13 protein-coding genes and 1 pseudogene are annotated in these 15,802 nt (G+C 70.1%); 6 read left to right on the forward strand and 8 right to left on the reverse strand.

Features of this window, described 5'->3' with window-relative positions; translation table 11 throughout:
- From MKK70_RS19810 to rnd, 4 genes and pseudogenes are all read right to left on the reverse strand, one after another.
- A pseudogene (locus MKK70_RS19810) lies at nt 1-191 on the reverse strand (PQQ-dependent dehydrogenase, methanol/ethanol family); the annotation flags it as partial.
- 404 nt (nt 192-595) lie between these two features.
- Nucleotides 596-835, reverse strand: a complete 240-nt coding sequence (locus MKK70_RS19815; protein WP_243949453.1) for a hypothetical protein — start codon at nt 833-835, stop codon at nt 596-598.
- Nucleotides 836-875: 40 nt separating this feature from the next.
- Nucleotides 876-1,166, reverse strand: a complete 291-nt coding sequence (locus MKK70_RS19820; protein ID WP_243949454.1) for a hypothetical protein — start codon at nt 1,164-1,166, stop codon at nt 876-878.
- Nucleotides 1,167-1,293: 127 nt separating this feature from the next.
- Nucleotides 1,294-2,448, reverse strand: a complete 1,155-nt coding sequence (gene rnd, locus MKK70_RS19825) for a ribonuclease D (RefSeq protein ID WP_147728090.1) — start codon at nt 2,446-2,448, stop codon at nt 1,294-1,296.
- A 230-nt stretch (nt 2,449-2,678) separates the two neighbouring features.
- On the opposite strand from rnd, the gene aspS reads away from it, so the two are divergent.
- From aspS to MKK70_RS19845, 4 genes are all read left to right on the forward strand, one after another.
- On the forward strand, nt 2,679-4,493 hold the full coding sequence (gene aspS / locus MKK70_RS19830; protein WP_147728091.1) for an aspartate--tRNA ligase: 1,815 nt from the start codon (nt 2,679-2,681) through the stop codon (nt 4,491-4,493).
- A 68-nt stretch (nt 4,494-4,561) separates the two neighbouring features.
- Nucleotides 4,562-5,431 (forward strand): glycosyltransferase family 2 protein, encoded by an 870-nt coding sequence (locus MKK70_RS19835; protein WP_243949455.1) that lies wholly within the window; start codon nt 4,562-4,564, stop codon nt 5,429-5,431.
- Complete coding sequence (locus MKK70_RS19840) at nt 5,428-6,507, forward strand: acyltransferase family protein (protein WP_243949456.1); 1,080 nt, start codon at nt 5,428-5,430, stop codon at nt 6,505-6,507. Before MKK70_RS19835 ends, MKK70_RS19840 begins: the two co-directional genes overlap by 4 nt.
- The gene (locus tag MKK70_RS19845; protein ID WP_243949457.1) at nt 6,504-6,842 is read left to right on the forward strand and encodes a hypothetical protein; all 339 of its coding nucleotides are present in this window, start codon (nt 6,504-6,506) and stop codon (nt 6,840-6,842) included. Before MKK70_RS19840 ends, MKK70_RS19845 begins: the two co-directional genes overlap by 4 nt.
- Here MKK70_RS19845 and MKK70_RS19850 read toward each other — a convergent pair.
- Both MKK70_RS19850 and MKK70_RS19855 read right to left on the reverse strand, forming a co-directional pair.
- The gene (locus tag MKK70_RS19850) at nt 6,812-7,063 is read right to left on the reverse strand and encodes a DUF3297 family protein (RefSeq protein ID WP_147726094.1); all 252 of its coding nucleotides are present in this window, start codon (nt 7,061-7,063) and stop codon (nt 6,812-6,814) included. The genes MKK70_RS19845 and MKK70_RS19850 overlap by 31 nt on opposite strands.
- Nucleotides 7,064-7,116: 53 nt before the next feature.
- Nucleotides 7,117-7,737 carry a CatB-related O-acetyltransferase gene (locus tag MKK70_RS19855; protein WP_187274811.1) on the reverse strand — a complete coding sequence of 207 codons (621 nt, stop codon included), beginning with the start codon at nt 7,735-7,737 and terminating at the stop codon, nt 7,117-7,119.
- A 54-nt stretch (nt 7,738-7,791) separates the two neighbouring features.
- Between MKK70_RS19855 and MKK70_RS19860 the strand changes: the two genes are divergently transcribed.
- Nucleotides 7,792-10,122 (forward strand): NADP-dependent malic enzyme, encoded by a 2,331-nt coding sequence (locus MKK70_RS19860; RefSeq protein ID WP_279603731.1) that lies wholly within the window; start codon nt 7,792-7,794, stop codon nt 10,120-10,122.
- A gap of 65 nt (nt 10,123-10,187) precedes the next feature.
- A complete protein-coding gene (locus MKK70_RS19865) occupies nt 10,188-11,633 on the forward strand; it encodes an acetamidase/formamidase family protein (protein WP_243949478.1) in 1,446 nt (481 codons plus the stop codon).
- A gap of 42 nt (nt 11,634-11,675) precedes the next feature.
- Here MKK70_RS19865 and ppx read toward each other — a convergent pair whose 3' ends face one another.
- Together ppx and MKK70_RS19875 are read right to left on the reverse strand one after the other, a co-directional pair.
- On the reverse strand, nt 11,676-13,217 hold the full coding sequence (gene ppx, locus MKK70_RS19870) for an exopolyphosphatase (protein WP_147726092.1): 1,542 nt from the start codon (nt 13,215-13,217) through the stop codon (nt 11,676-11,678).
- 109 nt (nt 13,218-13,326) lie between these two features.
- Entirely contained in the window at nt 13,327-15,687 is a 2,361-nt protein-coding gene (locus MKK70_RS19875) for an RNA degradosome polyphosphate kinase (RefSeq protein WP_243949479.1), read from the reverse strand.
- Between the last annotated feature and the right edge of the window lie 115 nt (nt 15,688-15,802).

Here is a 15,802-nt window from a genome sequence, read left to right on the forward strand (position 1 = left end):
GCCACCTGGAGGTTCTTGACGTTGCCCGCGTTGATCTGGTCGAGCTTCGAATAGCGCGTGTTGGCGTAGTCGACCGTCTGCAGCACCTGCTCGGCCGGGTTCGCCAGATGCTTCATCAGATCGTCGTTCGCGATCGCCGGGGCGGCAACCGCAAGGCTCGCGCCAAGCGCGAGAAGATGAACCGCTCTCATGTGTGTTCCTCCGACAAGTCTTGATGCCTTCCGGACACGACGCAGACCGCGTCGAGAAGACCTGACCTGACTCTTTGCGACAGGGATCGATTTGCTTCGGTAGCGGGCAGGAAATCGACGACTTTGGGTCGCCGAGCCAGAGGCCGCCATCCCTGAGGCGGCCCCCTCGAAACCGAAGCTTGAACGAACTCTAAGAGATTTTTGAGCCTCGTCAACTCGGTTCGGGCGCCTCCGATAGGGTTGTGCGCAAGTCGCCGCACCCTCGCGGGAAGACCAGGGTCGTTGACGCGCCGCAAAAACTTATTGTGCATCGCACAATAAGAGGTCGTGCCCAGGTGTTGTGCTTCGGCGTGAGCGGCAAACACATGCGCCGTTTGCAGCTTGAGCTTCGGCATTCGCGTTTTTCATGCGTTCGGTGCACGGTGCGCTGCCGCTTCGCGCGGCATGACGCGGCATCGCCTTGGCAATGGGCAGATGCGCTGCAAAATCCGGTCGCGACACCGCTGAGGATGCTTCGCGGTCAAGCTTCGGTGATTTCCTGCCGCTTCTGCGCGCTCTGGTCGCACGAAACCGCCGTCGGCGACCCAGAACGGCATTTTTCTGCGCCGAGCGATGTCGAGAATCGCCGTCTCGACGGTGGTCATCCGGGAAGGAGGATTGCCTCGCGGGCCGGCCGCGACGATCTCAGGCGAGGGTCCCGACGGCGCCGGTGCTCTCGAACTCGGCGGCGTCGCCGACGAGGTCGGTGAGCGAGATCGCGAGGGTCCGACCGGTCTTCAGGCGCAGGGTGGAGTCCGGGATCAGCCAGATCGGGCGCAGGCCGGCATGGCTTCCGTGAAGGCTGCCATGGGCCGTGACGACGGATGCCCGCCGTTCCACGATCACCCGGTAGCGGACGCGGACGGTTCCGCAGCCCTCCGCCGAGACGGTGCCCCGCCCGGTCAGCGTCTGGAGGACTTCGTTGCGTTCGTGCATCGGATGCGACGTGGGGCCCTGGGACGTTTCGGCAATCGCATTGCCATTTAGTCCCGGTCCGTCCCGGTGTCACGGGTTCGCCTGCGATGGTCTCGCGTCGATGACCGGATGCCGGCCGATCGCCGGTTCAGGCCAGCGACCGCACCACGATGCGCCCGCCCTCGGCGGAGAGCGCGAGGCGACCGTGCTTCAGGTCGAGCGCCTTGCTGCCGAAGAGCTCGCGGCGCCAGCCCTGGAGCAGCGGCACGTCGGCCGCGTCGTCGTCGGCCACCGCTTCGAGATCGTCCACCGTGGCGATGATCTTCGGCGCGACGCCCTCGGTCTCGCACACCGCCTTCAGAAGCACCTTGAGCAACTCGACCAGCGCCCCGTTGCCGCCGCTGCGGCCGCGGCCGCGCTCGGGCAGCGCGATCTCGCCGACGTCGCGGGCGAACCCGCGCTCGACGGCGGCGAGGATGTCGGTGCCGGTGCGCGAGCGCTCGAAGCCCGCCGGGATCGAGCGCAACCGCCCGAGCGCCTCGACGCTGCGCGGCGCCGAGGTCGCGACGTCGATCACCGCCTCGTCCTTCAGGATGCGCCCGCGCGGCACGTTGCGCGTCTGCGCCTCGCGCTCGCGCCAAGCCGCCACCTCCATCAGCACCGCGATCTCGCGCGGCTTGCGCATCCGCCCCGACAGGCGGCGCCAGGCCTGAGCCGGGTCGGCGCGATAGGTGTCGGGCGAGGTCAGCACCGCCATTTCCTCGTCGAGCCACTGCCCGCGGTCGTCGCGCACGAGGTCGGCGACCAGCTTCTCGTACACGGTCACCAGATGGGTGACGTCCGACAGGGCGTAGGAGAGCTGCGCGTCCGAGAGCGGGCGCCGCGACCAGTCGGTGAAGCGCGAGGACTTGTCGATCTTCGCCTTGGCCACGTCGTTGACCAGCTGCTCGTAGGACACGGAGTCGCCGTAGCCGCAGACCATCGCCGCGACCTGGGTGTCGAAGAACGGCTGCGGCAGCAGCCCGCCCATCAGCCAGATGATCTCGAGATCCTGGCGGGCGGAATGGAACACCTTCACCACGCCCTCGTCCGCCATCAGGTCGACGAAGGGCTGGAGGTCGATGCCGTCCGCCAGCGGATCGACCAGCACGCCGGTCCCGTCCGGCGCCGCCATCTGGATCAGGCAGAGCTTGGGGTAGTAGGTCGTCTCGCGCATGAACTCCGTGTCCACGGTGACGAAGCTCTGCGCGGCGAGGCGGTCGCAGGCGTCGCGGAGCGCCTGCGTCGTACTGATCAGATCCATGCCCCCGGCTATATCGGAGGTTTCTTGTAAAGGGGAGCCGGATGCGCCGGCATCCCCATCGATCCTCAGGTTCGACGTCCCCGAGGACCTGCGCCGTCTTCGCTGGGCCCGCGGTTCCGCCGGGCATCCGCGACGGCGAGGCTCGGCACCCGGCCGCCCGGTCCCGCGGCGCGCCTTGACTTCGCCCCCCTCGCGTGAATGGTGCCGCGCTTCCATTCCAAGGTTTTGCGATGCACCGTTACCGGACCCATACCTGCGGGGCGCTGCGCCCATCCGATGTCGGCGCATCCGTCCGCCTCTCCGGCTGGTGCCACCGCATCCGCGACCATGGCGGCGTGCTCTTCATCGACCTGCGCGACCATTACGGGCTGACGCAGTGCGTGGTCGATTCGGATTCCCCGGCCTTCAAGGCGGCCAACACCGTGCGCTCGGAATGGGTCGTGCGCCTCGACGGGCGCGTCCGCACCCGGCCGGCCGGGACCGAGAACGCCGAGCTGCCGACCGGCGCGGTCGAGGTCTACATCGACGAGCTCGAGGTGCTGGGCGCGGCCGCCGAGCTGCCGCTGCCGGTCTTCGGCGACCTCGAGTACCCCGAGGAGACCCGCCTGCGGTACCGCTTCCTCGACCTGCGCCGCGAGAAGCTGCACGCTAACATCATGAAGCGCGGCGCGATCGTCGACTCGCTGCGTCGGCGCATGCGCGAGGGCGGGTTCTTCGAGTTTCAGACGCCGATCCTCACGGCATCGAGCCCCGAGGGCGCACGCGACTACCTCGTCCCCTCCCGCGTCCATCCCGGGAAATTCTACGCGCTGCCGCAGGCGCCGCAGCAGTTCAAGCAGCTGACGATGATCGCCGGCTTCGACCGCTACTTCCAGATCGCGCCCTGCTTCCGCGACGAGGATGCGCGCGCCGACCGCTCGCCGGGCGAGTTCTACCAGCTCGACATTGAGATGAGCTTCGTCACGCAGGAGGACGTGTTCCAGGCGGTCGAGCCGGTTCTGCACGGGGTGTTCAAGGAGTTCGCCGGCGATAAGCGCGTCACCGACGTGTTTCCGCGCATCACCTACGCCGACGCGATGCTGAAGTACGGCGTCGACAAGCCCGACCTGCGCAACCCGCTGCTCATCGCCGACGTCACGGCCGAGTTCGCCGAGGACGCGGTCGAGTTCAAGGCGTTCAAGGGCGTGATCAAGTCCGGCGGCGTGGTCCGCGCGATCCCGGCGACGGGCGCGGCGACGCAGCCGCGCTCGTTCTTCGACAAGCTCAACGACTTCGCCCGCGCCGAGGGCGCGCCCGGGCTCGGCTACGTGGTGTTCGAGGAGGTCGACGGCGCCCTCACGGGCAAGGGCCCGATCGCCAAGTTCATCCCCGCGCCGATCCTGGCGCGGATCGCCGAGAAGACCGGGACGAAGGCGGGCGACGCGGTCTTCTTTTCCGCCGGCACCGAGGCGAAGGCCGCGGCGCTCGCCGGCAAGGCGCGCATCCGCATCGGCGACGACCTCGGCCTGTCCGACAAGGACCAGTTCGCGTTCTGCTGGATCACCGACTTCCCGATGTTCGAGTGGAACGAGGACGAGAAGCACATCGACTTCTCGCACAACCCGTTCTCGATGCCGAACTTCGACCACGACGCCTTCCTGGCGCTCGGCGAAGGCGACGACGCCAAGATCCTCGACATCAAGGCGTTCCAGTACGACATCGTCTGCAACGGCATCGAGCTGTCGTCGGGCGCGATCCGGAACCACAAGCCCGAGATCATGGAGAAGGCCTTCGCGATCGCGGGCTACGGGCGCGACGTGCTCGAAGCCAAGTTCGGCGGCATGCTCAACGCGCTGCGCCTCGGCGCCCCGCCGCACGGCGGCATCGCGCCGGGTGTCGACCGCATCGTGATGCTGCTCTGCGAGGAGCCGAACATCCGCGAGGTGGTGCTGTTCCCGATGAACCAGCGCGCCGAGGACCTGATGATGGGCGCGCCGTCCGAGGCGACCCCGAAGCAGCTTCGCGAGCTGCACATCCGCCTGAACCTGCCTGAGAAGAAGGCGTGACCCCACGCGTTCTTCCCTCCCCCCGCAGAGGGGGGAGGGAAAAGCGGTCGCCCCGGGGAGTCCGTTAAGTGCCCAGCCTCGTCGCCGTCGTCGTCGCGCATGACAGCGCCGAGGCTCTGCCGGCCTGCCTGTCGGCGCTCGCGGCCGAGCATGTGCCGGCGATCGTCGTCGACAATGCGAGCCGCGACCGGTCGGCGGAGATCGCGGAGGCGGCCGGCGCGCAGGTGGTCCGCAACGCCCGGAACGAGGGCTACGGCCGCGCCAACACCCTCGGCGTCCGCGCCGCCGCGCAGGCCCGCTACGTGCTGATCCTCAACCCCGACGTGATCCTGCGGCCGGGCGCGGCCGACGCCCTGCTCGCCGCCGCCGAGCGCTGGCCGGAGGCCGGATTGTTCGCGCCGCGCATCGTCGAGCCGGACGGCCGGTTCTTCTACCAGTCGCGCTCCCTGCTGGCGCCGTACCTCACCAACCCGCGCGGGCGCCGCGACCTGCCCGCGGGCGATGCCTGCGCGCCGTTCCTGTCCGGCGCGTGCCTGATGATCGAGCGGACGTTCTTCCTGGCGCTCGGCGGCTTCGACGAGCGGATCTTCCTGTTCTACGAGGACGACGACCTCTGTCGCCGCATCGCCGATGCGGGCCGCGCCCTCGTCCACGTGCACGGCGCCGAGGTCCTGCACGGGCGCGGGCGTTCCTCGGCGCCGGAGCGCGGCCGGGTGTTCCGCACCCGCTGGCACCAGGCGTGGTCACGCGCCTACGTCGCCCGCAAGTACGGGCTCGCCGACCCCATCCTGCCGGGGCTCGCGGCCAACGCGCTCAAGGCCTGCCTGTCCCTGCTGGTCCTGCGGCCTGCCGGCGTCGAGCGCTACGGCGGCTCGGCCGCGGGCGCCTGGGCCGCGCTGCTGGGACGGTCCGCGCTGGCCCGCGAGGGCCTCGAATGACCCGCGCCGCGACGGTGGCGGACGCGCTGGCCCGCCCGCACAACGGCTTCTCCGGCCTTCGCCTGGCGCTCGCGCTGGCGGTGGTGGTCTCGCATGCCTTCAGCGTCACCAACGGCAACGCCCTCGACGAGCCGCTGGCGCGGGCGACCGGCTTCACTCTCGGCGAGCACGCGGTGAACGGCTTCTTCGCGGTGTCGGGTTTCCTCGTGACGATGAGCTTCGACCGGCGCGGCCTCGTCGACTACCTCATCGCCCGGACCCTGCGCATCCTGCCGGGGCTCGTCGCCGCGACGCTGGTGGTCGCCCTCGTCCTCGGCGCCGCGATGAGCACGCTGCCGCTCGGCGAGTATCTGCGCGATGGCGGCGTCTGGCGCTTCGTGCGGGGCACGCTGACCACCTTCAAGAGCAACGCGTCGCTGCCGGGCGTCTTTCCCGCCAACCCGTATCGCAGCCCGCTCGGCACGGTCTGGACCCTGAAATACGAGACCCTGTGCTATCTGGGCGTCGCCGCCGCCGGCCTCGTCGGCGCGTTGCGGACGCGCTTGGTGGTGCCGCTGATCGCCGCCGGCTTCGCGATCGCGCTCCTGATCGCGGATGCGAGACATCCCGACCTGCCGAAGGGCCTTGAGACGGCGTTGCGGCTGCCGCTGATCTTCGCGATCGGCGCGGCGCTCTACGCCGGAAGGGCATCCGTGCGCCTCTCGGTCGTCCCGCTCGCGATCCTGGCGCTGTCCTGCCTCCTGGCGCGCCACACCCCGCTCTACCGCACGCTGCTGTTCACGGCGGAAGGCTACGGCGCAATCTGGCTCGGGCTGTCGCCCTGGCTGGCGCGCAAGGCCTTCGACCCGGCCGCGGACCTCTCCTACGGGATCTATCTCTACGGCTGGCCGGTGCAGCAGAGCCTGCATGCTTCGTGGCCCGGTGCTTCCCCGGCGCTGCTGCTGATCCCGGCGCTCGCGCTCACGATCCCGGTGGCCGCGGCCTCGTGGTACGCCATCGAGCGGCCGGCGCTGCGGCTGAAGACGCGGACCCTGGGACGCCGCGCCCTCGGCACCATCGAGCCGGCCGGTCCGTGACCGGCTCGGGCGCACGCGCCCTGCCCCCGGCCGCGGCGCTCGCGCACGCGGCGCGGCTTCTCGCCGAGCACGGTTTCCGGGTGACCGCGCGCAACGAGCGCGGCGACAGCCTGTACCTCCAACGCGCGGGATGCGGCTTCGCCCTGCGGCTCTCGAACCACGCGCGGACGGCCAAGCAGCGGCAACGCCGCACCGACGTGCTGGCGAGCCTCGTGGTCCGGGATGCGCGCCGCCCGGAGCAGGTCGCGGCCCTGGTCGCGGGTGCCCTGCGCGATTTCGACCTGGCGCGCGGCCGGCGCGAGGCTCAGGCCTCGGGTGCGGCGTCGCGGAAGTAGGGCTCGACCGTGCCCTTGAGCTTCACCGTCATCGGGTTGCCGGCGCGGTCCAGGGTCTTGCCGGCGCTGAGGCGGACCCAGCCCTCGCTGACGCAATATTCCTCGACGTTGGTCTTCTCGACGCCCTTGAAGCGGATGCCGATGCCGCGCTCCAGAATGGTTTCGTCGTAGAATGGGCTGTTCGGGTTCACGGCGAGGCGGTCGGGGGGCGTCTGGGACATCGGTCGGACCTTCGGGCGGGCGCTCAAGTGCGATCGGCCCGCGCGTAAGGGATTCAGGCAGGCGGTGCAACGGCGCGGGCGGCGGCGATCAGCTCGGGGATGCGCCCGCTCTGCAGCAGCGGCACCAGCGTCGCCACCGCCGCATGCGGCAGGTCCCACCAGGCGCAGGCGACGAGGTCCGCCACCGTCGCCGCGTCGAAGCGGGTGCGCACGACCCGGGCCGGGTTGCCGGCGACGATTGCGTAGGGCGGCACGTCGCGCGTGACCACGGCGTGCGCCGCCACCACCGCGCCGTGCCCGACCGTGACCCCGGACAGGATCAGGCAGCCCGAGCCGAGCCAGACGTCGTGCCCGATCGACACGTCCCCGCGCGAGGCGTGGTACCCGGCCGGCGCGTCCGCATCCGGCCACAGCCCGCGCATCGCGGCGAAGGGATAGGTCGAGGCCCAGTCGAGGCGATGGTCGCCGCCGAGCAGGATCTCGACCTTGTCGGCGATGGAACAATAGCGGCCGATCGTCAGCCTCCGCCCGGATTCGGCGAATCGCACCTTCGGGCGGCCGTACGAATAGGCACCGATGGAGAATCCGTGGGCGCGCACCAGCTTTTCCAGGTGGATCCGCGTCTCGTTGTTCGGGTTGCGCCCGCTGCGCAGCCGGTGCAACAGGGCCTTCATGCGAGGGCGTTCGGCGCCACACGACGTACGCGCCTGATCGAGGGAGAATGGGCCATGGGCGACAACATGTCCGAGGATCTCAAGTCAGGGGCTCTCGTCTATCACCGCCTCCCGCGCCCCGGAAAGCTCGAGATCCAGGCGACCAAGCCGCTCGGCAACCAGCGCGACCTGGCGCTGGCCTACTCGCCCGGCGTCGCCGCCGCCTGCGAGGCGATCGCGGCTGACCCGCAGGAGGCTGCGACCCTCACCATCCGCCAGAACCTCGTCGCCGTGCTCACCAACGGCACCGCCGTGCTCGGCCTCGGCAACATCGGCCCGCTCGCCTCGAAGCCGGTGATGGAGGGCAAGGCGGTCCTGTTCAAGAAGTTCGCCGGCATCGACGTGTTCGACATCGAGGTCGACCAGCTCGACGTCGCCAAGCTCGTCGACGTGGTGTGCTCGCTGGAGCCGACCTTCGGCGGCATCAACCTGGAGGACATCAAGGCGCCGGAATGCTTCGAGGTCGAGGAGCAGTGCCGCGCCCGTATGAACATCCCGGTCTTCCACGACGACCAGCACGGCACCGCGATCATCGTGGCGGCGGCCGTGCTCAACGCGCTCGAGCTCGCCGGCAAGCAGCTGTCGGACGTCCGCATCGTCACCTCGGGCGCCGGCGCGGCGGCCCTGGCCTGCCTCAACCTGCTGGTCTCGCTCGGCGCGACCCGTGAGAACATCACGGTCACCGACATCAAGGGCGTGGTCTACAAAGGCCGCACCGAGCTGATGGACCGGTGGAAGGACGTCTACGCCCAGGAAACCGAGGCGCGGACGCTGGCCGAGGTCATCCCCGGCGCCGACGTGTTCATCGGCCTCTCGGCCGGCGGCGTGCTCAAGCCCGAATACCTCGAGAAGATGGCCGAGAAGCCGCTGATCATGGCGCTGGCCAACCCCTATCCCGAGATCATGCCCGACCTGGCGCAGGAGAAGCGCCCCGACGCGATGATCTGCACCGGGCGCTCGGACTTCCCGAACCAGGTCAACAACGTCCTGTGCTTCCCCTACATCTTCCGCGGCGCGCTCGACGTCGGCGCGCGCAGCATCAACGAGGAGATGAAGAAGGCGGCGGTGAAGGCCATCGCCGCGCTCGCCCGCGAGACCCCCTCCGACGTGGTGGCCCGCGCCTATGGCGGCGAGGCCCGGCCGTTCGGGCCGCGCTCGCTGATCCCGAGCCCGTTCGACCCGCGGCTGATCCTGCGCATCGCGCCGGCCGTCGCCCAGGCGGCGATGGATTCCGGCGTCGCCGGCCGCCCGGTGGAGGACATCGCGGCCTACGCCGAATCCCTCGATCGGTTCGTCCACCGCTCCGGCTTCATCATGAAGCCGCTGTTCTCCAAGGCGAAGGAGAATCCCAAGCGCGTGATCTACGCCGAGGGCGAGGACGAGCGCGTGCTGCGCGCGGTCCAGGCCATCGTCGAGGACGGCGTCGCCAAGCCGATCCTCGTCGGCCGCCCGCGGGTGGTCGAGACCCGGCTCAAGCGCTTCGGCCTTTCGATCCAGGAGGGCCGCGACTTCGAGCTGATCGATCCCGAGGACGATCCGCGCTACCGCTCCTACGTCCAGACCTACCTCGACATCGCCGGGCGCCGCGGCATCACGCCGGATGCGGCCCGCACCCTGGTGCGCACCAACACCACGATCATCGGCGCCATCGCCGTGCGCCGCGGCGAGGCCGACGCGCTGATCTGCGGGCTCGAAGGCCGGTTCGAGACGCGCCTGCGCATCATCCGCGACATAATCGGGCTGTCGCCCGGCGTGACGCAATGCGCCGCGATGAGCCTGATCGTCACCAAGAAGGGCGCCTACTTCCTCGCCGACACGCATGTGCGCCAGGATCCGAGCGCGGAGGAGATCGCCGAGCTCGCCGTCGCCTGCGCCGGGCACGTCACGCGCTTCGGCATCACCCCGAAGATCGCGCTGCTCAGCCATTCCGACTTCGGCCAGTCCGACACGCCCTCGGCGATGAAGATGCGGGCGGCTCTGGGCCTGATCAACGACCGTGCGCCCGAGCTTCAGGTCGACGGCGAGATGCAGGCCGATTCCGCGCTGTCCGAGATCGTCCGCGATCGGGTGCTGCCGGGCTCGCGCCTGAAGGGCGCGGCCAACGTGCTGATCTTCCCGAACCTGGACGCGGCCAACATCGCCTACCAGTTCGCCAAGGTGCTCGCCGACGCCCTCCCGGTCGGCCCGCTGCTGATCGGCCCGGCCAAGCCCGCCCACATCCTGACGCCGTCGGTCACGGCGCGCGGCATCGTCAACGTGACGACCGCGGCGGTGGTCGAGGCCCAGGCGGGCGGCGGCCAGATGCTCGACTCGGCCGAGCCCGGCGCGGGCATGCTGTCGGAGTAGCGGCCCGAGACTCTGGCCGTGTCCTTGCATTTCCCGATCCGAGTGGGATGCCGGGGGTCGAGACGATGTGCCAGGGCGACGATCCGAACTGCGCGGCGTTCGCAGAGCACCGCCGCCGCTTCCTCGGCGATCTCGCGCCCGAGCGACGCGCCTTCCTGAAGAGCGGCTTCGTCGCCACGGGCGGCGCTGCCGCGCTCGCGGCCGGCGGCTTGTCCCTGGTCACGCCCGCGCTCGCCCAGACCAGCGCGGCGCGCGGACCGCGGCAGGCGACGCACCAGGTGCTGCCGGCCAACGCCGACACGGTGCACTGGGGCTACTTCAGCAGGAACCTGAAGCCGCAGGTCGAGATCGCGTCGGGCGACTTCGTCACGATCGAGACCCTCACGCACCAGGCCAGCGACGATGCCGAGCGGATGATCCAGGGCGATCCGGGTGCCGAGAGCGTCTATCTGTGGACCAAGGACAAGAAGGGCGTCGCGCGGCGCGGGGCGGGCCCGGAGGATGCCAAGCTCGGGCCGGGCGGCGGTCTCGGCGTCCACATCTGCACCGGCCCGGTGGCGATCCGCGGAGCTGAGCCGGGCGACGTGCTGGAGGTCCGCATCCTCGACGTCGCGCCGCGGCCCTGCGCCAACCCGAAGTTCAAGGGCCTAGCGTTCGGAAGCAACGCCGCCGCCTGGTGGGGCTACCACTACAAGGACCTCATCACCGGCGACCGGCCGCGCGAGGTGGTGACGATCTACGAGGTCGACGCCACCGGCACGCGCGACTGGGCGAAGGCGGTCTACAGCTTCCGCTGGCCCGGCGTGACCGACCCGAACGGGATCGCGCACCCGACGATCGACTATCCGGGGCTGCTGGTCGATCACACGAAGACCGAGCGCAACTTCGACGTCCTGAAGGGCATCCGCGTGCCGATCCGCCCCCATTTCGGGACGATGGGCTTGGCGCCGGCCGAAGCCGACATGGTGAACTCGATCCCGCCGAGCTACACCGGCGGCAACATCGACAACTGGCGCATCGGCAAGGGGGCGACGATGTACTATCCGGTCGCCGTGCCGGGTGCGCTGTTCTCGGTCGGCGATCCGCATGCCAGCCAGGGCGATTCGGAACTCTGCGGCACCGCGATCGAGTGCTCGCTCACCGGCACGTTCCAGTTCGTGCTGCACAAGAAGCAGGACCTGCCCGGCACCGCGCTCGAGAGCCTCGACTTCCCGATGATCGAGACGCGCGACGAGTGGGTCCTCTCGGGCTTCAGCTATCCGAACTACCTCAAGGACCTCGGGCCGGCCGCGCAGGACGCGATCTTCCAGAAGTCCTCGATCGACCTCGCGATGCGCGACGCCTTCCGCAAGATGCGGCAGTTCCTGATGCACGCGAAGGGACTGACCGAGGACGAGGCGATCTCGCTGATGTCGATCGCGGTTGATTTCGGCATCACGCAGGTGGTCGACGGCAACTGGGGCGTCCACGCCATCGTGAAGAAGGCGATCTTCGCCGAGCGAACGGCTTGAGCCCCGACCGGAGCGCCACGCTCCGGTCCCGTACCCGGATTGTCACCCGACGCGGACGCGCCCTTCCAGGCCGGCGATGCGGGCGAGGCCCCGGACGCGGTTGAGCAGGCGGTCGCCGTTCAGCGCGTCCCATTCGGGCGGCAGGCTCAGGACGACGCGGCCGTCCTCGATGCTGAGCGGCATGCGGCGGAGCGCGCCTTCCATGCCGGCGGTCATCGGGAAGGCGACGCGCAGCAGCGCGCCGATGAGGCGGGCGCGCTCGAACAGGCGCGGGCCCGCGAGCGCCCGCAGCATCGGGTTCGCCTTTTCCGGGGCGACGCCCTCGTGGCGGAAGTAGATCGCCAGGGCGAGGAAGCCGCGGCCGGGATGGTCGATGCCGACGAAGGCAGCGTTCTGGATGATCGCGATGCTCTGCTCGCCGCGGTAGTCGGGATGCGCCCGCCAGCCGATGTCGGACAGGAGGCAGGCGGCGTGGCGCAGCCGGCGCTCGTCGGCGGTCTCCGGCCCGTCCAGCGCCGCCACGAACCGGTCGGTCCAGGCGATCAGCTCGTCGGCGTGGCGCGGCGAACGCGCGCGCAGCTGATTCAGCTCGGCGCAGGAGGCGAGCAGCGGATCGAGCGCCCGGGTCTCGCGGTCGACCTGCTCGTAGAGCAGGCCCTCGCGCACGCCGGAGGCCGAGATCGCGACCTCGCGCGGGCGGCCGACGCGGATGATCTCCTCCAGCACCACCGCGCCGTAGGCCAGGAGCGGTCGCCGCGCCTCGGAGATCGCCTCGACGTCCTGCAGCGTCGCGGCGTCGGATTGCTCGACGACCTGGAGGAAGCTCAGCTCGTCCGTCGGCTCGACGCTGTAGCCGTGCATCACGTGGACGGGATATTGCCGCGCGGCCTGGTGAAGGCGGGCGAGCGCCCGCCAGGTGCCGCCGACGGCGTAGAAGGTGCGGCCGCGCAGGGTCTCGAGCTGCGGCGCGGCCTTCTTCATGTGCTCGCGCACGATCTTGCCGGCCTTCTTCAGCGAGCCGCCGGAGAGGTCCTGCAGCGCGAGGCCGCCAAGCGGCATCGTCACGCCCTGCCCGACCACGGCGCCGCGCACGTCGACGAGCTCCAGCGAGCCGCCGCCGAGGTCGCCGACGACGCCGTCCGGCGCATGGAAGCCCGAGACCACGCCGAGCGCCGACAGCTCGGCCTCGCGCCGCCCCGACAGCAGCTCGATGCGCGTGCCGCAGGCCGCCTCGGCGGCCTCGAGGAAGGCGGGCCCGTTGGAGGCGTCGCGGGCGGCGGCGGTGGCGAGGACGAACAGCCGCGAAACCCGCATGGTCTCGCACAGCACCCGGAAACGGGCGAGCGCGGCGAGCGCCCGGCGCACCGCCTCGTCGTTAAGGCGGCCGGTGGTGAGGACGTTGCGGCCGAGCCCGCACAGGACCTTCTCGTTGTAGAGCGGCGTCGGGGCCCGGCTCAGGCCGTCATAGGCGACGAGGCGGACCGAGTTCGAGCCGATGTCGATGATCGCGACGGGCGCGTTGACCAAGGCCGGCTCCCGGTCGGCGGAATGGGCGAGCGTGAGGTTGGCGCGATGGGGACCCAAGCAACGACCTCGCTGTATGATACCGATCGGCTCGTCGAACGCACGTCTGGATGACCCGGCGGCGCGATCCGCACCGCCCGATCCGTGTATCCGGCCGGGGGCCGGACGATCAGCCCCGCTGCGCGCGACGGCTGAGAGCCCGCGGGCTCGACTTCTTCGACGACTTGCCGCGACCGGACAGGCTCGGGTTCGTCATGAAGTACTTGTGCGCGTTGAACGGTTCCTCGCACTCGGCGGGGTGGATGCGCTCGGCGCCGCCCGATGCCAGTACACGCCAGCTCTGGCGGTTGTCGAGAAGGTTGGCCAGCATGATCTGGTCGAGAACCTGTTGATGAACCGTCGGGTTGCTGATCGGCAGCAGCGACTCGACGCGGCGGTCCAGGTTGCGGCTCATCAGGTCGGCCGACGAGATGTAGACCGTCGCCTTCGGGTGCGGCAGCCCGACGCCGTTGCCGAAGGCGTAGATGCGCCCGTGCTCGAGGAAGCGCCCGACGATCGACTTCACGCGGATCGTCTCGGACAGGCCCGGCACGCCCGGCCGCAGGCAACAGATGCCGCGGACCACGCAGTCGATCTGCACGCCCTCCTGCGAGGCATCGTAGAGCGCGTCGATGATCTGCGCATCGACCAGCGAGTTGCACTTGATCCAGATCGCGGCCGGCCGGCCCGCCCTGGCGTGGGCCGCCTCCGCCTCGATGTCGGCCAGCAGCCGCGCCTTGGCGGTCAGCGGCGAGACCGACATCCGCTCCAGCTGCGCCGGCTCGGCGTAGCCGGTGATGAAGTTGAAGATCCGCGAGACGTCGCGCGCCACCGCCGGGTCGGCGGTGAAGAACGACAGGTCGGTGTAGATGCGGGCGGTGATCGGGTGATAGTTGCCGGTGCCGACGTGGCAGTAGGTCACGAGCTTGTCGCCCTCGCGCCGCACCACCATCGACAGCTTGGCGTGGGTCTTCAGCTCGACGAAGCCGAACACCACCTGCGCGCCGGCCTTCTCGAGGTTGCGCGCCCAGCGGATGTTGGCCTCCTCGTCGAAGCGCGCCTTCAGCTCGACCAGCGCGGTGACCGACTTGCCGAGCTCGGCGGCCTCGGCGAGCGCCGCGACGATCGGCGAGTTCGACGAGGTGCGGTAGAGCGTCTGCTTGATCGCGACGACGTTCGGGTCGCGCGCGGCCTGGGCCAGGAACTGCACCACCGAATCGAACGATTCGTAGGGGTGGTGGACGCAGAAATCCTTTTGGCGGATCGCCGCGAACACGTCGCCGCCGCTCTCGCGGATGCGCTCGGGGAAGCGCGGATTGTACGGCTTGAACTTGAGGTCGGGCCGGTCGATCCCGACGATCTGCGACAGCTCGTTGAGCGCCAGCATGCCCTCGACGATGAACACCGCGTCCGCGCCGATCTCGAGCTCGTCGCAGACGAAGCTGCGCAGGTCCTCCGGCATGCCGGACTCGACCTCGAGGCGGATGACGATGCCGCGGCGGCGCTGCTTCAGCGCGGTCTCGAAATGCAGGACGAGGTCCTCCGCCTCCTCCTCGATCTCGAGGTCCGAATCCCGGATCACCCGGAAGGCGCCCTGCCCCTTCACCAGGTAGCCCGGGAACAGGCGCCCGGTGAACAGCACGATCACCTGCTCGATGGCGATGAAGCGCGCGACCGTGTCGTCCTCGATCGCCGGGAGCCGCACGAAGCGGTCGAGCACGCCCGGCATGCGGATCAGCGCGCGCAGCACGCGGCCGTCGCGCGGACGCATCAGCATCAGCGCGATCGTGGTGCCGAGGTTCGGGATGAACGGGAACGGGTGGGCCGGGTCGATCGCCAGCGGCGTCAGCACCGGGAAGACGTGGTTGAGGAAGTACTCCTCCAGCCACGCGGCGTGCTCCGGGCGCAGCGCGTCGGGCTCGACCAGGGCGACGACGCCGTCGAGCTCCTCGCGCAGCTCGCGCCAGCGCGCCTGCTGGTCCTCCGCGAGCTTCGACACGCCGGTGCCGATGCGCGCGAGCTGCTCGGACGGCGACAGCCCGTCCTGCGACGGCAGCGTCAGCCCGGCGCGGACCTGATCGTGCAGGCCGGCGACGCGGACCATGAAGAACTCGTCGAGGTTGTTGGCCGAGATCGAGAGGAAGCGCAGCTTCTCCAGCAGCGGATGCGACGGGTTCGCGGCCTCTTCGAGGACGCGCCGGTTGAACTGCAGCCACGACAGCTCGCGGTTGACGAAGCGCTCCGGCGAAAGCCGCAGGGCGCGGCCGGCCTCGAGGATCGTCTCGCGCGCGGCCTTGTCGTCGTCGGCCGCCGGCGGCTCGGGGATCTCGGCGGTGGTCGGCCACTCGTCGCCGGCGGCCTCGGATGCTGAGGGACGGCGCGAGGTCCGTGCGGATGCCGGCGCCCGGCGCGGCGCGCGCTTCGGCGCCGCGTCGTCTCCGGCTTCGGTGACGTCGTCCGCACGATCGAGGGCGTCCACGTTCGATTCGATGTCCGACAACCCTGCCACTCCTCACCTGCCGCCTGTCGCGGCGTCCCTAACATGGGTGCTCTGCCGGAATGCGACACTGCCGTGACGGTCGGCGACGGACGAGCCCGTTCCTCGG

The sequence above is a fragment of the Methylobacterium sp. E-041 genome (assembly GCF_022829665.1).
Lineage (GTDB): Bacteria > Pseudomonadota > Alphaproteobacteria > Rhizobiales > Beijerinckiaceae > Methylobacterium.

Excerpts from the sequence above, each read along its gene's own strand:
- MKK70_RS19815 (WP_243949453.1), bottom strand. The coding sequence starts at position 835 with ATGACCACCGTCGAGACGGCGATTCTCGACATCGCTCGGCGCAGAAAA.
- MKK70_RS19820 (WP_243949454.1), bottom strand. The coding sequence starts at position 1,166 with ATGCACGAACGCAACGAAGTCCTCCAGACGCTGACCGGGCGGGGCACC.
- rnd (WP_147728090.1), bottom strand. The coding sequence starts at position 2,448 with ATGGATCTGATCAGTACGACGCAGGCGCTCCGCGACGCCTGCGACCGC.
- aspS (WP_147728091.1), top strand. The coding sequence starts at position 2,679 with ATGCACCGTTACCGGACCCATACCTGCGGGGCGCTGCGCCCATCCGAT.
- MKK70_RS19840 (WP_243949456.1), top strand. The coding sequence starts at position 5,428 with ATGACCCGCGCCGCGACGGTGGCGGACGCGCTGGCCCGCCCGCACAAC.
- MKK70_RS19850 (WP_147726094.1), bottom strand. The coding sequence starts at position 7,063 with ATGTCCCAGACGCCCCCCGACCGCCTCGCCGTGAACCCGAACAGCCCA.
- MKK70_RS19855 (WP_187274811.1), bottom strand. The coding sequence starts at position 7,737 with ATGAAGGCCCTGTTGCACCGGCTGCGCAGCGGGCGCAACCCGAACAAC.
- MKK70_RS19860 (WP_279603731.1), top strand. The coding sequence starts at position 7,792 with ATGGGCGACAACATGTCCGAGGATCTCAAGTCAGGGGCTCTCGTCTAT.
- MKK70_RS19865 (WP_243949478.1), top strand. The coding sequence starts at position 10,188 with ATGTGCCAGGGCGACGATCCGAACTGCGCGGCGTTCGCAGAGCACCGC.